Origin of the sequence: Streptococcus suis, assembly GCF_902702775.1 — a bacterium.
GTDB classification, from domain to species: domain Bacteria; phylum Bacillota; class Bacilli; order Lactobacillales; family Streptococcaceae; genus Streptococcus; species Streptococcus hashimotonensis.
Window position 1 is genome coordinate 987,729 of the sequence record NZ_LR738724.1, and the last position, 21,210, is coordinate 1,008,938.

At 38.0% G+C, this 21,210-nt stretch carries 16 protein-coding genes and 6 pseudogenes; all 22 read left to right on the forward strand.

The annotated features are described in order from the left end of the window. Positions 1-12: 12 nt before the first annotated feature. Positions 13-5,463: pseudogene (locus GPW69_RS04905) on the forward strand (N-6 DNA methylase); the annotation flags it as partial. A 509-nt stretch (positions 5,464-5,972) separates the two neighbouring features. Beyond that, positions 5,973-7,751 (forward strand): reverse transcriptase/maturase family protein, encoded by a 1,779-nt coding sequence (locus GPW69_RS04910; protein ID WP_024402041.1) that lies wholly within the window; start codon positions 5,973-5,975, stop codon positions 7,749-7,751. Positions 7,752-7,843: 92 nt separating this feature from the next. Next, positions 7,844-8,356 (forward strand): annotated as a pseudogene (locus tag GPW69_RS04915) (hypothetical protein); the annotation flags it as partial. Further along, positions 8,337-8,711: a TnpV protein gene (locus GPW69_RS04920; RefSeq protein ID WP_001140406.1), complete on the forward strand. Its 375-nt coding sequence runs from the start codon at positions 8,337-8,339 to the stop codon at positions 8,709-8,711. The pseudogene GPW69_RS04915 and the gene GPW69_RS04920, both read left to right, overlap by 20 nt. Positions 8,712-9,077: 366 nt before the next feature. Continuing rightward, complete coding sequence (gene tet(O), locus GPW69_RS04925; protein WP_000691759.1) at positions 9,078-10,997, forward strand: tetracycline resistance ribosomal protection protein Tet(O); 1,920 nt, start codon at positions 9,078-9,080, stop codon at positions 10,995-10,997. A gap of 51 nt (positions 10,998-11,048) precedes the next feature. Next, a pseudogene (locus GPW69_RS04930) lies at positions 11,049-11,238 on the forward strand (cysteine-rich KTR domain-containing protein). A gap of 379 nt (positions 11,239-11,617) precedes the next feature. Next, positions 11,618-12,235 (forward strand): recombinase family protein, encoded by a 618-nt coding sequence (locus tag GPW69_RS04935; RefSeq protein ID WP_002321671.1) that lies wholly within the window; start codon positions 11,618-11,620, stop codon positions 12,233-12,235. Beyond that, positions 12,235-14,379 (forward strand): type IA DNA topoisomerase, encoded by a 2,145-nt coding sequence (locus tag GPW69_RS04940; RefSeq protein WP_074390962.1) that lies wholly within the window; start codon positions 12,235-12,237, stop codon positions 14,377-14,379. The genes GPW69_RS04935 and GPW69_RS04940 overlap by 1 nt, the downstream gene beginning before the upstream one ends. Positions 14,380-14,512: 133 nt before the next feature. Continuing rightward, positions 14,513-14,752, forward strand: coding sequence for a peptide-binding protein (locus GPW69_RS04945; protein ID WP_000635249.1), 240 nt, complete (start codon positions 14,513-14,515; stop codon positions 14,750-14,752). 48 nt (positions 14,753-14,800) lie between these two features. Next, a pseudogene (locus tag GPW69_RS04950) lies at positions 14,801-14,883 on the forward strand (23S rRNA methyltransferase attenuation leader peptide). Positions 14,884-15,007: 124 nt separating this feature from the next. Continuing rightward, positions 15,008-15,745, forward strand: a complete 738-nt coding sequence (erm(B), locus tag GPW69_RS04955; RefSeq protein WP_001038796.1) for a 23S rRNA (adenine(2058)-N(6))-methyltransferase Erm(B) — start codon at positions 15,008-15,010, stop codon at positions 15,743-15,745. A gap of 169 nt (positions 15,746-15,914) precedes the next feature. Beyond that, a pseudogene (locus tag GPW69_RS04965) lies at positions 15,915-16,175 on the forward strand (topoisomerase DNA-binding C4 zinc finger domain-containing protein); the annotation flags it as partial. Positions 16,176-16,249: 74 nt separating this feature from the next. Then, a complete protein-coding gene (locus tag GPW69_RS04970) occupies positions 16,250-17,146 on the forward strand; it encodes a ParA family protein (RefSeq protein WP_001809760.1) in 897 nt (298 codons plus the stop codon). Positions 17,147-17,237: 91 nt separating this feature from the next. After that, complete coding sequence (locus GPW69_RS04975) at positions 17,238-17,426, forward strand: peptide-binding protein (RefSeq protein ID WP_074391109.1); 189 nt, start codon at positions 17,238-17,240, stop codon at positions 17,424-17,426. Continuing rightward, positions 17,414-17,611: pseudogene (locus tag GPW69_RS10930) on the forward strand (helicase SNF2); the annotation flags it as partial. The gene GPW69_RS04975 and the pseudogene GPW69_RS10930, both read left to right, overlap by 13 nt. 70 nt (positions 17,612-17,681) lie before the next feature. Further along, entirely contained in the window at positions 17,682-17,981 is a 300-nt protein-coding gene (locus GPW69_RS04985; RefSeq protein ID WP_024401832.1) for a DUF5962 family protein, read from the forward strand. A gap of 13 nt (positions 17,982-17,994) precedes the next feature. Then, the gene (locus tag GPW69_RS04990; protein WP_074391111.1) at positions 17,995-18,285 is read left to right on the forward strand and encodes a DUF5966 family protein; all 291 of its coding nucleotides are present in this window, start codon (positions 17,995-17,997) and stop codon (positions 18,283-18,285) included. A 95-nt stretch (positions 18,286-18,380) separates the two neighbouring features. Continuing rightward, positions 18,381-19,019, forward strand: coding sequence for a peptidylprolyl isomerase (locus GPW69_RS04995; protein WP_074391112.1), 639 nt, complete (start codon positions 18,381-18,383; stop codon positions 19,017-19,019). A gap of 39 nt (positions 19,020-19,058) precedes the next feature. Next, positions 19,059-20,135 (forward strand): toprim domain-containing protein, encoded by a 1,077-nt coding sequence (locus GPW69_RS05000; RefSeq protein WP_002943343.1) that lies wholly within the window; start codon positions 19,059-19,061, stop codon positions 20,133-20,135. A 53-nt stretch (positions 20,136-20,188) separates the two neighbouring features. After that, entirely contained in the window at positions 20,189-20,416 is a 228-nt protein-coding gene (locus GPW69_RS05005; RefSeq protein WP_002935073.1) for a DUF5965 family protein, read from the forward strand. Further along, positions 20,413-20,802, forward strand: a complete 390-nt coding sequence (locus GPW69_RS05010) for a DUF5945 family protein (protein ID WP_002935071.1) — start codon at positions 20,413-20,415, stop codon at positions 20,800-20,802. The genes GPW69_RS05005 and GPW69_RS05010 overlap by 4 nt, the downstream gene beginning before the upstream one ends. A gap of 49 nt (positions 20,803-20,851) precedes the next feature. Further along, the gene (locus tag GPW69_RS05015) at positions 20,852-21,142 is read left to right on the forward strand and encodes a hypothetical protein (protein ID WP_171841453.1); all 291 of its coding nucleotides are present in this window, start codon (positions 20,852-20,854) and stop codon (positions 21,140-21,142) included. Positions 21,143-21,210: the final 68 nt, after the last annotated feature.

The following is a 21,210-nucleotide window of genomic DNA, read 5'->3' on the forward strand; positions in this document are numbered from 1 at the left end:
ATGGGAGGGAAAATGAATCAAGAAGTCTTACTACAAATGATGAGAGCCACCATTCCTCGTGATAGAGCCCTGCTTGAGGCATTTTTATATTACCAAGCAGAGCATTTTGATGAGGAGTGGGATAGTCTTATTCGTCAGTTTATGACCAATAGGCAGGGAATCAAAAGATCTGTTCAGGTACTTCACTTTGAGACAGATGTTTCAGCTTTTGTCCAGGCTAGTCCTTATGATACTGCTCATGATCTATTGACCTATACACAAGTTTTCGGGCAAAGTGGTCTCCAAAAACTCGACAAACTATCGCCGTCTGAAAAAGACTTGGTGATTGAAGTGGCCTTGTTCAATCTGGCCACTCGTTTTCAACTATTAGACTCAAATGGACACTACCAAACTATTTCACCAGATTCTCTATTACAAAAGAGTAGGGGAGCTAATTTGGTCAATGTTTATCGTGTGGCTAATAATTTAGCGGATCGGATCAGCCGAGATATTGAACAGTTTCTCTTAACTTACGAGCCTGAGCTTGAAACAAGAGCTGATGAAACTGTTCTAGAAAATGAAGAAACTGTTGATGAGCACAAAACAAGTGTTCATCAAGTAATATCATTTAGAGAAGAGGGATCGCTAATTATTGCTAGTTTGGATGTAGATTTGTCTCATTTGGATATCCGAACTGGAAAAACCAGTCATCTGCCTGCCTATGAAGAGTTGTCATTACGACGTAAATTTGAGATTCTAACATATTTTGACCAAATTCGAAATGAACGTTCAAAAGTCCCAAGTTTTAGACGAGGTGATTTTGACACTGAGATGGAAATGACACCAATCTTTGATGGCGAGGAGTTACTTACCTATCTAGAGGCTGATGGTAGTCCCTATGAGCTGAAACGAACGCTGACTACAGTCGAAGAAAAGGAATTAGAAAAAATTGGACAAGCTATTAGGATAGAAAATCAAGAAAAATTGACTCAGCTAGGGATTGATTTATCTCAGTTTGACCCAGACCGAGTCGGTATTTTATTGGATGCAGCAGGTCGTTTTCGTTTGAAAAATGCGGACCTAGCTTTACTAGGTGGCTATCCCAAAGCCTCGGTAACTCAACTAGCCCTTGCGACAGAACTACTCCAAATGGGACTAAGTCATGAAAAGGTTGAATTTTTCTTTGGTAGCCAGCTTTCCCTTGAAGAGCTGCGACAAATTGCCTACGCCTTTTTACACCAAGAACTCAGTAGAGAAGATGCGGAACAATTTGAAAAGGATAAGGGCAATCAGCCAGATTTAACCCTCAGAGATTGGAAGAACAAGCTAGAGAAAGTTGAGGGAAAAGAAGTAGCTGATGAAGAATTCGCGGAAAATCCACTAGTCCAGAGAGTATTGGACACTTATCCTCTGGGGTCATTGGTTTCCTATAAGGGACAGGACTTTGAGGTCGTGTCGGTCAGCGATGCTCGATTGAATGATTTGATTCGGATTGAGTTAGTCAATGATTTTTCGGATATCATTGAACAAAATCCAGTTCTTTATTTGAGGACATGGGAAGAAGTCAGTCAGGCACTTCATCAGCCAAAGGCAGAACCACAAACAGAGTTAGAAGAAGCGGACCAAGAATTAAACCTATTCTCATTTCTGGAAGAGGAGCCAGTTCAGAGTATTGGACTATTGGAACCAGATGATTCAGAAAATGGTCATAACGATACTGATCTTGAAGAAACAGATAATCAAATTCCTGAAGAGGAAGTCGTCGAAACAATTCCAGAGATTCCAGTAACGGACTTTTATTTTCCAGAAGATATGACGGACTTTTATCCTAAGACTGCTAGAGATAAGGTTGAGACAAACATTGCGGCCATTCGTTTGGTTAAAACACTTGAAACGGGACGCCGTCAGGCAAGTACAAGTGAACAAGAACTCCTTGCCAAGTATGTGGGCTGGGGTGGACTAGCCAATGATTTCTTTGATGACTATAATCCAAAATTTTCTAAGGAACGAGAAGAACTGAAAAGCATAGTCACAGATAAAGAGTATTCGGATATGAAACAGTCCTCTCTGACAGCCTATTACACAGACCCAGCCCTGATCCGTCAGATGTGGGATAAGTTGGAAAGAGATGGCTTTACAGGTGGCAAAATCCTAGATCCTTCCATGGGAACAGGGAATTTTTTTGCAGCAATGCCCAAACACTTAAGAGAAAAGAGTGAGTTATATGGTGTAGAGTTAGACACCATCACAGGAGCTATAGCCAAACACCTTCATCCCAATAGTCACATTGAAATTAAGGGCTTTGAGACGGTAGCTTTTAACGACAATAGTTTTGATTTGGTGATTTCAAATGTGCCGTTTGCCAATATACGAATTGCGGATAACAGGTACGATAAGCCTTACATGATTCATGACTACTTTGTCAAAAAGTCACTTGATTTGGTCCATGATGGTGGACAAGTAGCGATTATCTCTTCCACAGGAACTATGGATAAGCGAACAGAAAATATTTTACAAGATATTCGTGAGACAACTGAATTTCTTGGTGGGGTTCGACTGCCTGATTCTGCCTTTAAGGCCATTGCGGGAACGAGTGTCACAACGGATATGTTATTCTTCCAGAAACACCTGAACAAGGAATATGTGGCAGACGACTCAGCCTTTTCAGGTTCCATTCGCTATGACAAGGATAGTCGCATTTGGCTCAATCTTTACTTTGATGGAGAATACAATAGCCAAGTGCTAGGAACCTACGAGGTCAGGAATTTTAACGGAGGAACACTTTCTGTTAAGGGGACTAGTGATGACTTGATTGCAAGTGTTGAAGCAGCTCTACATCAAGTAAAAGCCCCAAGAGAGATTGATAGAAATGAGGTCATCATTAATCCAGATGTGTTGATCAAACAAGTCATTGATACCTCCATTCCAGCTGAAATGAGGGAGAATCTGGGTCAGTACAGTTTTGGTTACCAGGGTTCTACAGTTTACTATCGAGATAATAAAGGCATTCGAGTCGGAACCAAGACGGAAGAAATCAGTTACTATGTCGATGAAGAGGGCAACTTCAAAGCATGGGACACCAAACATTCTCAAAAGCAGATTGATCGCTTTAATGCCTTAGAAGTGACTGATAACACTGCTCTGGATGTCTATGTGACAGATGATGCAGCCAAACGTGGTCAGTTTAAGGGATATTATAAAAAGACAGTTTTCTATGAAGCTCCTTTGTCTGATAAAGAAGTGGCACGAATCAAAGGAATGGTCGATATTCGCAATGCTTACCAAGAAGTCATTGCCATTCAACGCTATTATGACTATGATAAGAAGACCTTTAACCACTTGTTAGGTAAACTCAATCGTAGCTATGATAGCTTTGTCAAACGCTATGGGTATTTGAATAGTGCTGTGAACCGCAATCTTTTTGATAGTGATGACAAGTATTCGCTTCTTGCTAGTTTGGAAGATGAAAGTCCGGTTCCAAGTGGAAACTCCGTTATCTACACCAAGTCCCTTGCTTTTGAAAAGGCTCTGGTGCGTCCTAAAAAAGAGGTTAAAAAGGTACATACTGCCCTTGATGCCTTAAATTCGAGCTTGGCTGATGGTCGAGGTGTTGATTTCGATTATATGATGTCTATCTATCAGGTTGAATCGAAGATGAACTTGATTGAGGAGTTAGGTGACCTCATTATGCCTGATCCTGAGAAGTATTTGAATGGGGAGCTGACCTATGTTTCTCGCCTAGACTTTCTGTCAGGTGATGTCGTTACCAAGTTAGAAGTGGTGGACCTATTCGTCAAACAAGACAATCAGGACTTTAACTGGTCACATTATGCGGGACTTCTAGAAGCTATCAAACCAGCCCGTATTACTTTGGCAGACATTGATTATCGAATCGGTTCACGCTGGATTCCTTTGTCTGTTTATGGAAAATTTGCCCAAGAAACCTTTATGGGGAATGCCTATGAATTATCGGACCAAGAAGTAGCGACAGTCCTAGAAGTCAGTCCCATTGACGGGGTTATCACTTACCAATCTAAGTTTGCCTACACCTATTCCAACGCAATGGATAGGAGTTTAGGTGTCCCTGCTTCACGCTATGATAGTGGTCGAAAAATCTTCGAAAATCTCCTGAATTCCAATCAACCAACGATCACAAAACAAATTGTTGAAGGGGATAAGAAAAAGAATGTGACGGATGTAGAGAAAACAACGGTCCTGCGTGCCAAGGAAACACACCTACAGGAATTCTTTCAAGATTTTGTAGCAAGGTATCCAGAAGTCCAACAGATGATTGAAGACACCTATAACAGTCTCTATAATCGTACAGTATCAAAGACCTATGATGGTAGTCATTTAACCATTGATGGACTTGCCCAGAATATCTCCTTACGTCCTCACCAAAAGAATGCCATTCAACGAATTGTGGAGGAAAAACGTGCCCTACTAGCCCACGAGGTAGGGTCAGGAAAAACCTTGACCATGCTTGGAGCTGGTTTCAAGTTGAAAGAATTAGGGATGGTGCATAAACCTCTCTATGTGGTTCCTTCTAGTTTGACTGCCCAGTTTGGTCAAGAAATCATGAAATTTTTCCCTACCAAGAAAGTCTATGTGACTACTAAGAAAGACTTTGCCAAAGCCAAACGTAAGCAGTTTGTGTCTCGGATTATTACAGGGGACTATGATGCCATTGTCATTGGGGATTCCCAGTTTGAGAAAATACCGATGAGTCGTGAAAAACAGGTCACCTATATCAATGACAAACTTGAGCAACTCAGAGAAATTAAACTAGGAAGTGACTCTGATTACACGGTGAAAGAAGCGGAACGTTCGATTAAGGGATTGGAACACCAGTTGGAAGAACTCCAAAAACTAGAGCGAGATACCTTTATTGAATTTGAAAATCTTGGAATTGATTTTCTTTTTGTGTATGAGGCTCATCACTTCAAGAATATCCGTCCAATCACTGGACTTGGGAATGTCGCGGGAATCACCAATACTACTTCAAAAAAGAACGTAGACATGGAGATGAAGGTGAGACAGGTTCAGGCAGAACATGGAGATAGAAATGTCGTTTTTGCGACAGGAACGCCAGTTTCTAACTCTATTAGTGAACTTTTCACCATGATGAATTACATTCAACCTGATGTTTTAGAGCGATACCAGGTATCCAATTTTGATTCATGGGTTGGGGCTTTTGGGAATATTGAAAACTCCATGGAACTAGCCCCGACAGGTGATAAATACCAACCTAAGAAACGGTTTAAGAAATTTGTCAACTTGCCTGAACTCATGCGAATCTATAAGGAAACTGCCGATATTCAGACCTCAGATATGCTCGACTTACCTGTACCTGAAGCTAAGATTATTGCGGTGGAAAGCGAGTTAACGCAAGCTCAGAAATACTATTTAGAAGAGCTGGTAGAGCGTTCAGACGCTATCAAGTCAGGTAGTGTTGCTCCAAGTAGAGATAACATGCTTAAGATAGTGCGCTGTTAAGCGTAAAAATGTATCTCCCTCACAGAGGGATATTATTGAAAGTAAATAATAGGAACAACTAACTAACCTAGCGGGGAAACCCAAAGGGGACAATAGCATGTTAGTAAAGCGGATAAGGAGCGAGTTACAACGCTTTGATGTGCCGCAAGTTCCGTAACCTATGGTTAAGGCTAAACTGCTTGAACCTCAATTCTGACTAGGTGCAAAGCATCGCCCATCGGAAAGTAACTGAGACCGATGTTACTGTATATTCGTTGTTGTGATTTTGGACGAATAACTTTCTACAGTAAAAGAGCATACGATAAGTATGAATAAAGGAATGAGTGAGGAACCTAAGGGTTACTAGAACGTACATTTTTAACGAATAGCAGGATTGCCTAAGAGGGGAGACCCTTATGGTAACGGAGTCACCGTAGTAGTCCGAGCAAGGGAAATCCTTGTACATGGCGAAGGGTGACAGGTAATTTCGATTAGTTAGAAAGGATTAGGTGCGTGGGATGCGTACAGCCAAAACTATCTTAACGGTCATTCATGAACGTGGAAAACAAGATAAACCACTCGAAAGGGTTTATAAGTTACTATTTAATCGTGAACTCTATCTGATAGCCTATGCAAAGTTATACCCGAATAATGGAGCAATGACAAAGGGTGTTACAGAGGAAACGATTGATGGAATGTCTATTCAAAAAATAGATATGATTATTGAACAATTAAGACAAGAAACCTATTACTGGAGACCAGCTAGGAGAGAGTACATTCCTAAAAAGAATGGAAAACACCGTCCTTTGGGAATACCAGTATGGAGTGATAAACTTCTTCAGGAAGTGATTCGCATGATATTAGAAGCCTATTATGAGCCACAATTTAGTGAACATTCTCATGGTTTTAGACCAAAAAGAGGGTGTCATACAGCTTTACAAGAAATTCAGACCTGGAAAGGGACACGTTGGTTCATAGAAGGAGATATCTCTAGTTATTTTGACACGATTGACCACGATGTATTAATCACTATGTTGTCTAGACAAATTCAGGATGGTCGGTTTATTAGGCTTATCAAAAATATGCTTGAGGCAGGATGTCTTGATGATTGGAAGTTTCACAAGACTATTAGTGGAACACCGCAAGGTGGAGTTATTAGTCCTTTATTAGCTAATATCTATTTACATCAATTTGATAAGTGGGTCGGTGAAGAACTGATACCTCAATATACAAGAGGTAAAAAGCAGAAAGCAAACTCAGCCTATAATCGTTTGAGTAGAAGAATTAAATGCTATCAGGATAAAGGAGATTATAAAAAAGCTCATCAGTTAATTGTTGAGAGAAGAAATCTCCCTTCAGTCGATACTTATGATACCAGCTATCGGAGATTAAGATATGTTCGGTATGCGGATGACTTTATTCTAGGCTTTACAGGTTCAAAAGCTGAGGCAAAGGCTATAAAGAAGCAAATTGGAGACTTTTTAAATACTAAGTTATCTTTGGAACTTTCTCAAGAAAAGACTTTGATTACCCATGCGACTGGAGAATCAGCTAAATTTCTGGGATATGAGATAAAAGCACAACGTGTCAATGATTATATTGATAACAAAGGGAGACGGAGTGCCAATGGTGTTATCGCATTATTTGTACCTGCATCGGTTATTGAAAGCAAATGCCGCCAATACATGAAAAATGGTAAAGCTATTCATCGTAATAACTTATTACATGATGATGACTTTAGTATCGTTCAAACTTACCAACAAGAATATAGAGGGCTGGTTCAATATTATATATTGGCACAAAATTTGTCATGGTTCTCAAAAGTCTATTGGTATATGGAAACATCACTCCTTAAAACATTAGCATTTAAACATAAGTCATCCATTAATAAAATGTTAGCTAAATATAAGACTACCACAACTAGCACGAATGGCCGAACTGTGCCGTGTTTACAGGTAGTTGTGCCTCGAGAAGATAAACCTCCTCTAGTTGCAACGTGGGGTGGCATTTCACTTTCTTATAAAAAGAAAGCTGTAATAGAAGATGCTCCGTATCAAGTTTATGGTGGTCGAACAGAGCTTATCAAGCGATTACTCGCAAATAAGTGTGAGCTATGTGGAAGTGAGGAGAACATAGAGGTACATCATATCAGAAAATTAGCAGACTTGAACAAACACAATGGGAAATTAGTTCCAAAGTGGAAAGAAATCATGTCAGCAAGATGTCGAAAAACGCTAGTGACTTGTCGGGATTGTCACCATGCAATACATAATGGTTCAATAAATACACGTTTATGAAATGAAATTACTGGAGAGCCGGATGATGCGAAAGTATCATGTCCGGTTCGGTGGGGGGATGATGGAAAAGGGGTCGCAATGACTACCTCGCTAGTATCCTACCCTACACAGGTGAAGCCAGAAAACTAGCCATTGACATGCGTCTCATTGATCCTGTTTACACCTTGTCTGACAATCAGAAGATTCTTCAAGTAGTGGACAATGTGGAACGCATTTACCGTGAGGGAGAAAATGAGAAAGCTACCCAGATGATTTTCTCAGATATTGGAACGCCTAAGAGTAAGGAAGAAGGCTTTGATGTTTACAATGAATTGAAAGACCTTTTAGTGGATAGAGGGATTCCCAAAGAAGCAATAGCCTTTGTCCATGACGCTAATACGGATGACAAGAAAAACTCTCTGTCACGCAAGGTCAATAGTGGAGAAGTACGGATTCTCATGGCTTCGACAGAAAAAGGGGGAACAGGATTAAACGTCCAGTCTCGCATGAAAGCTGTCCACCATTTAGACGTTCCCTGGAGGCCCTCAGATGTAGGACGGATTTTGCGGACATTCAAAATAAAAAAGAATGTGGAGGTAACAGACAATGGCAAAGACAATTTTTGAGGAAATGGGCGGCAAATACGAAAGGCAAGGCGATTATTTAATACCGTGCTTAACTGTACCCGCCGAAGAAGAACAGCCGATAGGCATCTGGGGACAGCGGCATTTGGATTATCTGAAGCATCACTGCAAAGTTACATACACCAATCTTCTTACAAGCGGCAGACTTAACGCTTACCTTGCCGACATTGACAGACAGGCACAGGAACGCTTTGAAAGGCTCATAGAGGGTATGAAACAGGCACAGGGCATAACGGAACAGCTAAAGGCAGAAAACGCCTTAGAATGGACAGGATGCCTCAATAACATAAGGGCTTGTGCGAGGGAGATTGTGGAAAAGGAAATTATTTTTGCATAAACAGATGATTAGTGGCAGGGGGAAATCCTGCCGCTTTTTCTGCTTTAGTTTGTCAGCTTGACAAATAAAGGGTTAAGGAATATAATTAGATTCAGTATTATACAAGGAGTTAATAAATATGCGGCAAGGTATTCTTAAATAAACTGTCAATTTGATAGTGGGAACAAAAAGTAGCAGTCCCGTTTCACTTTTAATATGGGGCTTAGTTTTTTGTACCCAGTTTAAGAATACTTTTATCATGTAATTTTATATGCCCGAAAACATATAAGTGTTTTGGGGCTATTGGAGTTATTTACCCAGTGATAGGAGTATTTATCACTGGGTATTTTTATGCCCTTTTTTGGGTGTTGATAGGAGGAAAATCACATGAAAATAATTAACTTAGGCATTCTGGCTCACGTTGACGCAGGAAAGACAACATTAACGGAGAGTTTATTGTATACCAGTGGTGCAATTGCAGAACCAGGGAGCGTAGATAAAGGCACAACAAGGACAGATACAATGAATTTGGAGCGTCAAAGGGGAATCACTATCCAGACAGCAGTGACATCTTTTCAGTGGGAGGATGTAAAAGTCAACATTATAGATACGCCAGGCCATATGGATTTTTTGGCGGAAGTATACCGTTCTTTATCCGTATTAGACGGAGCAGTATTATTAGTTTCTGCAAAGGATGGCATACAGGCACAGACCCGTATACTGTTTCATGCACTACAGACAATGAAGATTCCGACAATTTTTTTCATCAATAAAATTGACCAAGAGGGGATTGATTTGCCAATGGTATATCAAGAAATGAAAGCAAAGCTTTCTTCGGAAATTATAGTGAAGCAAAAGGTTGGGCAGCATCCCCATATAAATGTAACGGACAATGACGATATGGAACAGTGGGATGCGGTAATTATGGGAAACGATGAACTATTAGAGAAATATATGTCAGGGAAACCGTTTAAAATGTCAGAACTGGAACAGGAAGAAAACAGGAGATTCCAAAACGGAACGTTATTTCCCGTTTATCACGGAAGTGCTAAAAACAATCTGGGGATTCGGCAGCTTATAGAAGTGATTGCCAGTAAGTTTTATTCATCAACGCCTGAAGGTCAATCTGAACTATGCGGGCAGGTTTTTAAGATTGAATATTCAGAGAAAAGGCGGCGTTTTGTTTATGTGCGTATATATAGCGGAACATTGCATTTGAGGGATGTTATTAAAATATCTGAAAAAGAGAAAATAAAAATCACAGAGATGTGTGTTCCGACAAACGGTGAATTATATTCATCCGATACAGCCTGCTCTGGTGATATTGTAATTTTACCAAATGATGTTTTGCAGCTAAACAGTATTTTGGGGAACGAAATGCTGTTGCCGCAGAGAAAATTTATTGAAAATCCTCTCCCTATGCTCCAAACAACGATTGCAGTAAAGAAATCTGAACAGCGGGAAATATTGCTTGGGGCACTTACAGAAATTTCAGATGGCGACCCTCTTTTAAAATATTATGTGGATACTACAACGCATGAGATTATACTTTCTTTTTTGGGGAATGTGCAGATGGAAGTCATTTGTGCCATCCTTGAGGAAAAATACCATGTGGAGGCAGAAATAAAAGAGCCTACTGTTATATATATGGAAAGACCGCTTAGAAAAGCAGAATATACCATCCACATAGAAGTCCCGCCAAATCCTTTCTGGGCTTCTGTCGGGTTGTCCATAGAGCCGCTCCCTATTGGAAGCGGAGTGCAGTATGAAAGCAGAGTTTCACTTGGATATTTAAACCAATCGTTCCAAAATGCGGTTATGGAGGGGGTTCTTTATGGCTGCGAGCAGGGGCTGTATGGATGGAAAGTGACAGACTGTAAAATCTGTTTTGAATATGGATTGTATTATAGTCCTGTAAGTACCCCCGCAGACTTTCGGCTGCTTTCCCCTATCGTATTGGAGCAGGCTTTAAAAAAAGCAGGGACAGAACTATTAGAGCCATATCTCCACTTTGAAATTTATGCACCGCAGGAATATCTCTCACGGGCGTATCATGATGCCCCAAGGTATTGTGCAGATATTGTAAGTACTCAGGTAAAGAATGACGAGGTCATTCTGAAAGGAGAAATCCCTGCCAGATGTATTCAAGAATACAGGAACGATTTAACTTATTTCACAAATGGGCAGGGAGTCTGCTTGACAGAGTTAAAAGGATACCAGCCAGCTATTGGTAAATTTATTTGCCAACCCCGCCGCCCGAATAGCCGTATAGATAAGGTTCGGCATATGTTCCACAAGTTAGCTTAACAGCTTGCAAAAGTCATATAAAATGAGATTTGAAAGGATTAGAGACTAATTATGATGAAATGCGAATGGATATTGTGTCCTGTTTGTGGGAGCAAAACCCGTAATAAAATTAGGAAGGACACTGTTTTGGAGAATTATCCCCTTTATTGTCCAAAATGCAGACAAGAAAGCTTGATTAAAGTTGACAACTTGAAGATAACTGTCATCAAAGAGCCAGACGCTTAAGACGCAGAGCCGATGAAATTGTGGAACAATTCACGAATCATCGGCTCTTTTTGTTTCGTATTTGAAAGAACAAACTCACCAAATAAAAAAAACGATATTCGGGTGGGTTATTTTGTTATACTTATTTGTCCTATAAACTATTTAGCAGCATAATAGATTTATTGAATAGGTCATTTAAGTTGAGCATATTAGAGGAGGAAAATCTTGGAGAAATATTTGAAGAACCCGATTACATGGATTGGATTAGTTCTTGTGGTTACGTGGTTTTTAACTAAAAGTAGTGAATTTTTGATTTTTGGTGTGTGTGTCTTGTTGTTAGTATTTGCTAGTCAAAGTGATTAAATAGAATTCATATCCAATTTATTTTTTTCTTAACAAGGGAGGTGTTTTTTAACATGACTAAAGTAGGGTATGCACGTGTCAGTAGCAAAGAACAGAACTTAGATAGACAACTGAAAGCGTTAGAGGGCGTTTCTAAGGTCTTTTCAGACAAAGCAAGCGGTCAATCGGTCGAACGCCCACAATTACAAGCTATGCTTAACTATATTCGTGAAGGGGATATAGTTGTTGTTACTGAATTAGATCGATTAGGACGAAATAATAAAGAATTAACAGAATTGATGAATCAAATTCAAATTAAGGGGGCAACCCTGGAAGTCTTAAATTTACCCTCAATGAATGGTATTGAAGATGAAAATTTAAGACGGCTGATTAATAATTTAGTGATTGAATTGTATAAGTACCAAGCGGAATCTGAACGCAAACGAATTAAAGAACGCCAAGCCCAAGGAATTGAAATTGCTAAGAAAAAAGGAAAATTCAAAGGGCGACAACTGAAATTCAAAGAAAATGATCCACGTTTACAACACGCTTTCGATTTGTTTTTGAACGGTTTATCCGATAAAGAAGTTGAAGAACAAACTGGAATTAATCGCCGAACGTTTAGAAGGTATCGATCAAGATACAACGTGACAGTCGATCAAAGAAAAAACAATGAAAAGAGGGATAGTTAATGAGTACGGTTATTTTAGCTGAAAAACCAAGCCAGGCATTAGCCTATGCAAGTGCTTTAAAACAAAGCACCAAAAAAGACGGTTATTTTGAGATCAAAGACCCAATCTTTGCAGATGAAACGTTTATCACGTTTGGTTTTGGGCATTTAGTCGAGTTAGCAGAACCAGGTCATTATGACGAAAAGTGGCAAAATTGGAAACTTGAATCATTGCCGATTTTTCCTGATCGATACGATTTTGAAGTGGCAACAGATAAAAAAAAGCAGTTTAAAATTGTTGCTGAACTTTTAAAACAAGCAAATACAATCATTGTCGCAACAGATAGCGACAGAGAAGGCGAAAACATTGCCTGGTCGATCATTCATAAAGCAAATGCCTTTTCTAAAGATAAAACGTATAAAAGACTATGGATCAATAGTTTAGAAAAAGATGTGATCCGTAGCGGTTTTCAAAATTTGCAACCAGGAATGAATTACTATCCCTTTTATCAAGAAGCGCAAACACGCCAAATTGCCGATTGGTTGATCGGCATGAATGCAAGCCCTTTGTATACGTTAAATTTACAGCAGAAGGGCGTACAAGGTACATTTTCACTAGGACGTGTTCAAACGCCCACCTTATATCTTATTTTTCAGCGCCAGGAAGCCATAGAAAACTTTAGAAAAGAACCTTTTTTCGAGGTGGAAGCTAGTATAAAAGTAAACCAAGGGTCATTTAAGGGCGTTATAAGCCCCACACAGCGCTTTAAAACCCAAGAGGAGCTTTTAGCTTTTGTTTCTTCTGAACAAGCTAAAATAGGCAATCAAGAGGGGATAATTGCTGATGTTCAAACCAAAGAGAAGAAAACGAATAGTCCGAGTTTGTTTTCTTTAAGTAGTTTGCAATCAAAAGTTAATCAGCTTTATAAAGCGACAGCGAGCCAAACTTTAAAAGCTATGCAAGGACTGTATGAAGCAAAATTATTGAGTTATCCAAGAACAGATACACCATTTATTACAGAGAACGAATTTGCTTATTTAAAAGCGAATTTTGGCAAATATAGCGGTTTTTTAGGACTTGATCTTGAAATGGTTCAAACAGAGCCTAGAAAGCGTTATGTGGACGGTAGTAAGGTACAGGAACACCACGCCATTATCCCAACAAAACAAGTACCTACCGAATCTGCATTAGCGAAAATGGACGATTTACAACGAAAAATATATGCTTTAGTCGTTAAAACGACCGTTGCCATGTTTTTACCTGATTACTTGTATGAAGAAACCAAGATACAAACGAAAGTAGCTGATTTGCTGTTTCAATCGATCGGAAAGACACCAAAGCAAGAAGGGTGGAAAATTCTTTTCAAACAACAAACCAAAGAAGAAAAAGAGGACGTTCAAACGTTACCACTCGTTATCATTGGCGAACGTGCCGAAGTTGGTGTTAAGAGTGTTGAAAAAGAAACGCAACCGCCAAAAGCTTTTACAGAGGGTACATTATTAACTGCTATGAAAACGGCGAATAAAACGGTTGATGATGAAGAAGCAATCAAGATTTTACAAGAAGTTGAGGGGATTGGAACAGAAGCGACAAGAGCAAGTATTATTGAAGCGTTAAAACAAAAAGAATATATCCAAGTGATTAAGAATAAGCTTGTTGTAACTGAAAAAGGAAAATTATTGTGCCAGGCAGTTGAAAGTCAGCACCTTTTAACGAGTGCTGAAATGACGGCTAAATGGGAAACGTATTTAAAAAAAATCGGTAAAAGAGAAGGCAATCAAGAGAACTTTATTACGAATATCAAAAAATTCATTGTTCATTTACTGGAAGCTGTACCTAACGATATAGAAAAACTAAATTTTTCTGATTACCAGGAACAGAAAGAAAAAGAAGCAGAAAAAAGTATTGTAGGAAAATGTCCTAAGTGTGGCAACAATATTGTATTAAAAAAATCGTTTTATGGTTGTTCAAATTATCCTGAATGTAAGTTTACTTTAGCTGAACATTTTAGAAAGAAAAAACTAACCAAAACGAATGTAAAAGAATTACTGGAGGGAAAAGAAACCCTGGTAAAAGGAATCAAAAACAAAGAGAAAAAGCCCTACAATGCCGTTGTAAAAATTGGGGAAAAGGGATATATTGATTTTATATCTTTCTCAAAATAAACATAAAAGCCCTTTAAAGAGGGCTTTTATATATTAATCACAAATCACTTATCACAAATCACTTATCACAAATCACAAGTGATTTGTGATTGTTGATGATAAAATAAGAATAAGAAGAAATAGAAAGAAGTGAGTGATTGTGGGAAATTTAGGCGCACAAAAAGAAAAACGAAATGATACACCAATCAGTGCAAAAAAAGATATAATGGGAGATAAGACGGTTCGTGTTCGTGCTGACTTGCACCATATCATAAAAATCGAAACAGCAAAGAATGGCGGAAACGTAAAAGAAGTTATGGAAATAAGACTTAGAAGCAAACTTAAGAGTGTGTTGATAGTGCATTATCTTAAAATTTTGTATAATAGGAATTGAAGTTAAATTAGATGCTAAAAATTTGTAATTAAGAAGGAGGGATTCGTCATGTTGGTATTCCAAATGCTAATGTAGATAAAACATCTACTGTTTTGAAACAGACTAAAAACAGTGATTACGCAGATAAATAAATACGTTAGATTAATTCCTACCAGTGACTAATCTTATGACTTTTTAAACAGATAACTAAAATTACAAACAAATCGTTTAACTTCTGTATTTGTTTATAGATGTAATCACTTCAGGAGAGATTACATGAACAAAAATATAAAATATTCTCAAAACTTTTTAACGAGTGAAAAAGTACTCAACCAAATAATAAAACAATTGAATTTAAAAGAAACCGATACCGTTTACGAAATTGGAACAGGTAAAGGGCATTTAACGACGAAACTGGCTAAAATAAGTAAACAGGTAACGTCTATTGAATTAGACAGTCATCTATTCAACTTATCGTCAGAAAAATTAAAACTGAATACTCGTGTCACTTTAATTCACCAAGATATTCTACAGTTTCAATTCCCTAACAAACAGAGGTATAAAATTGTTGGGAATATTCCTTACCATTTAAGCACACAAATTATTAAAAAAGTGGTTTTTGAAAGCCGTGCGTCTGACATCTATCTGATTGTTGAAGAAGGATTCTACAAGCGTACCTTGGATATTCACCGAACACTAGGGTTGCTCTTGCACACTCAAGTCTCGATTCAGCAATTGCTTAAGCTGCCAGCGGAATGCTTTCATCCTAAACCAAAAGTAAACAGTGTCTTAATAAAACTTACCCGCCATACCACAGATGTTCCAGATAAATATTGGAAGCTATATACGTACTTTGTTTCAAAATGGGTCAATCGAGAATATCGTCAACTGTTTACTAAAAATCAGTTTCATCAAGCAATGAAACACGCCAAAGTAAACAATTTAAGTACCGTTACTTATGAGCAAGTATTGTCTATTTTTAATAGTTATCTATTATTTAACGGGAGGAAATAATTCTATGAGTCGCTTTTGTAAATTTGGAAAGTTACACGTTACTAAAGGGAATGTAGATAAATTATTAGGTATACTACTGACAGCTTCCAAGAAGCTAAAGAGGTCCCTAGCGCCTACGGGGAATTTGTATCGATAAGGGGTACAAATTCCCACTAAGCGCTCGGGACCCCTTGTAGGAAAATGTCCTAAGTGTGGCAACAATATTGTATTAAAAAAATCGTTTTATGGTTGTTCAAATTATCCTGAATGTACCTTCACTTTAGCTGAACATTTTAGAAAGAAAAAACTCACCAAAACAAATGTAAAAGAATTACTAGAGGGAAAAGAAACCCTGGTAAAAGGAATCAAAACGAAAGATAGAAAGTCCTACAATGCCGTTGTAAAAATCGGAGAAAAGGGATATATTGATTTTATCTCTTTTTCAAAATAAGCATAAAAGCCCTTTAAAGAGGGCTTTTATATATTAATCACAAATCACTTATCACAAATCACAAGTGATTCCTAATGATACAATATTACTATACAAAAAAAGAATGGGGCGTAGTTATGGAGAAGGAAGAACTCAAAATACTTGAAGAATTAAGACGTATTTTAAACAGTAAAAATGAAGCGATTGTTATCTTAAACAATTATTTTAAAGGTGGTGTTGGAAAGTCAAAATTATCGACTATGTTTGCTTACTTGACAGACAAATTTAATTTAAAAGTTTTAATGATCGATAAGGACTTACAAGCAACATTGACAAAAGACTTAGCAAAAACATTTAAGGTAGAATTGCCACGTGTTAATTTTTATGAAGGACTGAAAAATGGAAACTTGGCTTCTTCTATTGTTCATTTGACTGATAATTTAGACTTGATCCCTGGCACGTTTGATTTGATGTTACTGCCAAAATTAACTCGCTCATGGACTTTTGAAAATGAAAGTAGATTGCTTGCTACTCTTTTAGCACCTTTAAAAAGTGACTATGATCTCATTATTATTGATACTGTACCAACGCCAAGCGTTTATACAAATAATGCAATCGTGGCAAGTGATTACGTCATGATCCCTTTACAAGCAGAAGAAGAAAGTACAAACAACATTCAAAACTATATTTCCTATTTGATTGATTTACAAGAACAGTTTAACCCTGGACTAGATATGATCGGTTTTGTTCCTTATTTAGTTGATACGGACAGCACAACGATAAAATCAAACCTGGAAGAACTGTACAAGCAACATAAAGAAGATAACTTGGTTTTCCAAAATATTATCAAGCGAAGTAATAAAGTAAGTACCTGGTCTAAAAACGGCATTACAGAACACAAAGGCTATGACAAAAAAGTTTTATCTATGTATGAGAACGTATTTTTTGAAATGCTTGAGCGAATCATTCAATTAGAAAACGAAAAAGAATAGAATCACAAATCACAAGTGATTAATCACAAATCACTTGTGATTTGTGATTGTTGATGATAAAATAAGAGTAAGAAGAAATAGAAAGAAGTGAGTGGTTGTGGGAAATTTAGGCGCACAAAAAGCAAAACGAAATGATACACCAATCAGTGCAAAAAAAGATATTATGGGGGATAAGACGGTTCGTATTCGTGCTGACTTGCACCATATTATAAAAATCGAAACAGCAAAGAATGGCGGAAACGTAAAAGAAGTTATGGATAAAGCCTTAAGCTACAAGTAGCCAAAGTTGAAGTTGAGAAAATCTTTCCCAAGGAAGAGGAATATCAGCTTGTAAAGGCTAAGTATGATGTCTTGGCTCCCTTGGTTGAAAAAGAAGCAGAGATTGAAGAGATAGATGCAGCTTTGGCCAAGTTTAGTGAAGATACAACAGCCCAAAAGAAGCAACAACTAGCACTCGAGATATAAGAAAAAAGGCTGACAAATATTTTTGAACGCGGTAAAATGAAGTCAAGAAATCACAAAAGGAGAACAGACCATGACCAAAACAGTAGAAGAAATGCGTTATCAACTTGAAGAATGGTTGTCACAAGGCTTTACGAGTTCAGAAGATAGGGCAAACTACCAAACTTTAAAGGAACAGTATGAAGATGAGACCTTTGATTACAGTTTTTCAAGGCGTGAAATTACTGGACAGCTGGAAATCATCATCACAAATCGTGAGAATGATTTTCCAAGCTTAGATAAGGTGACGAAGGCAGAATACCTTGATTTGGTTGCCCAACTTGATGATTTAGACAAGAGACAGGCTGACTACTATCGCAAGCAATTAGCCTAGAAAGAGGTGTAAGATGTTGGAGAAAATTCTACAAAGCCTTTTGATTATCGCAGCAATAGGACTGATGTTGTTTGTCCTTTATCGGATTGTGAAAGTTTCAGGTGCTTTATTTCTTATCGGACTCATCAGTGGATTAGTCTTTATTGAAATCTATGGAGTTTACCTCTTCTTTACTGAGAGATACCTCTATTCAGAAGATTTAGCAACTAATGGAGTTTGGAGTTTTACAGGATTTTTTATTGCTTTGAATCTATTTCTCGTTTTAAGCTTTATTATAAAGTGGTGGAGAAATAGAATAGTTTAACACGGAGGATTACCGATTGGTAGTCCTTTTTCTTGTGATAAATTTTCCAAGATAATCTTGTTATGATTTGGCTATCACTAATAAAGGAGTAAGCCATGTTAAATAAAGTGAAAGCTCGATTTCTGATTGGAGTAGGAGGTTTAATCGCAGTCAGTTTTATGGTCATGATTGGCTATACGATTGGCTCACAATCCGTTTCAAAACAAACTGAGCACCAAATACGAGCAGAAGCCAATAAACTTGTGACAAAGGAAAAGCAAGAGGAAAGAGCGACAGTCCTATCAGATGAGCTTGTCAAAGAATTTCTCACACAATATTTCACCAAGGTCCAACTAGGAGAAAATAACACTCGTATCAAGCCCTACATGACGGACTCGGCATTTTCAGAAGAGGAAGCAAATCAGAATAAAGCGATCAATCAAGTTTATAAAGACTATATGCTTGACTATCGATTTGAATCAGCCAGTATCTATGTCAATACAGAAAGCAATGTTGCACTTGCGGAAGTTTCCTATCAAGTGACTTATGTTTCTGATTTGAGTGAGCAACAACAGCGAACAACTCAGACAGAAACCAAGACAGTTATATTATCCTACTCCAAAGTTTCCGACAAGCTCCTGGTTAATCAGTTGACTATTTGGAATGGGAAACTGGAGGACATGAAAGAAGCCACAAATGGTGCTAATTCCAGCATACCAACGATCCAAGGAACTACAACAAGTGAGAACAACTAGCAGGAGACAGTCTTCTGCTTTTTTTGATAGGGAGACAAGATGACACGAATTAAAGCAGTAAAACAAAAGGCCATTTTAGATGTGGCTGAAAGTCTGGGTTATTCCTTCAGACGTTTATCAGGACACATTTATGAACACCCAGACCATGATTCCTTTCGGATTTTTGCGGATACCAATACTTTCAAATGGTTTTCAAGAGATATACAAGGGGATGTGATAGACTTTGTTCAATTAGTGGCAGGCGTTACTTTCAAAGAGGCTGTATCCTATCTTGAAACTGGGGATTTTGAACAAGCTAAGTTGATAGAAGAAACTTATCAACCGTTTCAATATTATTTGCATGAAGAACCCTTTCAGCAAGCACGTATTTACTTAAAAGACATCCGTGGCCTAAGTGATCAGACTATCAATACCTTTGGTAGACAAGGATTGCTTGCTCAAGCTACTTATCAATCGGAGCCCGTATTAGTGTTAAAAAGCTATGACCACAACGGGACCTTACAGGCCGCAAGCCTTCAAGGTCTCGTCAAAAATGAAGAAAAACACGATCGAGGTTATCTCAAAAAAATCATGAAAGGATCTCATGGCTATGTCGGTATTAGTTTCGATATTGGGAATCCTAAGCGACTCATTTTTTGTGAATCAGTTATCGATATGATGAGTTATTATCAGCTTTACCAAAAGCAATTATCCGATGTTCGCCTGATTTCAATGGAAGGTTTAAAACTTTCTGTGATTGCTTATCAGACCTTGCGTCTAGCAGCAGAGGAACAGGGGAAATTGGCATTTCTAGATACAGTAAATCCAAGCAGACTTAGTCATTATCTTCAGGCAATACAAGAGACGACAACCTTCTACCAAACTCATTCAAATGCATTAACATTGGCTGTTGATAACGATGAGGCAGGAAGAGAATTTTGTCAGAAACTGTCAGATAAAGGACTTCCGCTTTCTCAAGATTTACCACCATTGCAAGGACTTGAAACAAAGTCAGATTGGAATGATATTGTGAAACAGCAGAGTGAACTATCCTTAAGTGATTGTATCCAAACAGCCCAAGCACAAGTTAATAAGAATCATCCTCCACCTAAACGAGAGCGTGCTATGGAATTGTGATAACAAAATCAAGTCCACTATCATAATCTAGAAAGTGACAAGGAGGACACCCTATGAGTGTGATTGAACGTCTGGCTGAAAAAGTAGCTAGACAAGAAGAAAAAGTCTCACGTGAGACTGAGAAATTGGAACACTATCGAGACCAACTACAAACAGCTATGTACAGTACCTTTATCAAACGGCAACAATCTAGTCAGTTGTCATTTCATGAAGCACTAGAGCAAGCCTTTGGTAAAGAAACCACACTACACTCAGATTACAGAAATGAGGATATAAAATGAGTAAAACTTGGAATTTTGATCAGCCACTAGATGATGTGAAACCAACATCTTCCCATGAAGAACGAGCAAAAATTGCAGCACTTTTCCATAAACAGGATGAAAAACCAATTGAAGAAGTAGATTATGTGGCTGCTTTTGAACAGCAACAAAAGGAGTCAGAATCTAAAGATGTACAAACGCTCGCATCAACCGTTAAACAAAGTCAGCCGAAGAAGGTAAATATCACAAGTGACTATAAACAACACTTGGCTGATACCATTGCACAAAACAACAAGGATATTTCCGCCTGTCAGAAGCAAATTGAAGAACTTCATCAATTGATTGATGAAAAGAAAATCCAAAATAAAAAGTTGCAGGCTATTTCAGTAGCCATTGATGATTTATAAGTCAGGTAGTCCTATGAAGGCTACCTTTTTACAATTGAAGGAGAAGATAATGAAATTTTTTCAAAAGAAAAAACAGAACCAGGATCAATTTAAACGACTGATTCATCGACTATCTGAGATGTCAGATACTGAACTAACCAAAGTAGAACAACTCCTAGATGTGGTTTTTGATACAAATTTTAAGCCTGATAAGAACGTTGAATTATCTCAAAGCGTTATAACCGATGAGGAACAAAGTCGTGATAAGTCGATCCAAGAAGCGAAAAATAAACTTAAGACGGAACAACTGGAGAAACGAATCGAACAGTTTAAGCAGGCGAAGAAACCTAAAAACGGATAACGCACCATATTTGGTGCGTTATCCGTTTTTTATGGTATAATGAAAGCAAATATGAGGAGGTCTTTATC

What these genes read in the sequence shown, in the direction of transcription:
- GPW69_RS04970 (WP_001809760.1), top strand. Translation starts at nt 16,250, where the DNA reads ATGATACAATATTACTATACAAAAAAAGAATGGGGCGTAGTTATGGAG.
- GPW69_RS04935 (WP_002321671.1), top strand. Translation starts at nt 11,618, where the DNA reads ATGACTAAAGTAGGGTATGCACGTGTCAGTAGCAAAGAACAGAACTTA.
- GPW69_RS05010 (WP_002935071.1), top strand. Translation starts at nt 20,413, where the DNA reads ATGAGTAAAACTTGGAATTTTGATCAGCCACTAGATGATGTGAAACCA.
- GPW69_RS04995 (WP_074391112.1), top strand. Translation starts at nt 18,381, where the DNA reads ATGTTAAATAAAGTGAAAGCTCGATTTCTGATTGGAGTAGGAGGTTTA.
- GPW69_RS04990 (WP_074391111.1), top strand. Translation starts at nt 17,995, where the DNA reads ATGTTGGAGAAAATTCTACAAAGCCTTTTGATTATCGCAGCAATAGGA.
- GPW69_RS04910 (WP_024402041.1), top strand. Translation starts at nt 5,973, where the DNA reads ATGCGTACAGCCAAAACTATCTTAACGGTCATTCATGAACGTGGAAAA.
- GPW69_RS05000 (WP_002943343.1), top strand. Translation starts at nt 19,059, where the DNA reads ATGACACGAATTAAAGCAGTAAAACAAAAGGCCATTTTAGATGTGGCT.
- GPW69_RS04940 (WP_074390962.1), top strand. Translation starts at nt 12,235, where the DNA reads ATGAGTACGGTTATTTTAGCTGAAAAACCAAGCCAGGCATTAGCCTAT.
- GPW69_RS05005 (WP_002935073.1), top strand. Translation starts at nt 20,189, where the DNA reads ATGAGTGTGATTGAACGTCTGGCTGAAAAAGTAGCTAGACAAGAAGAA.
- GPW69_RS05015 (WP_171841453.1), top strand. Translation starts at nt 20,852, where the DNA reads ATGAAATTTTTTCAAAAGAAAAAACAGAACCAGGATCAATTTAAACGA.
- GPW69_RS04985 (WP_024401832.1), top strand. Translation starts at nt 17,682, where the DNA reads ATGACCAAAACAGTAGAAGAAATGCGTTATCAACTTGAAGAATGGTTG.
- GPW69_RS04920 (WP_001140406.1), top strand. Translation starts at nt 8,337, where the DNA reads ATGGCAAAGACAATTTTTGAGGAAATGGGCGGCAAATACGAAAGGCAA.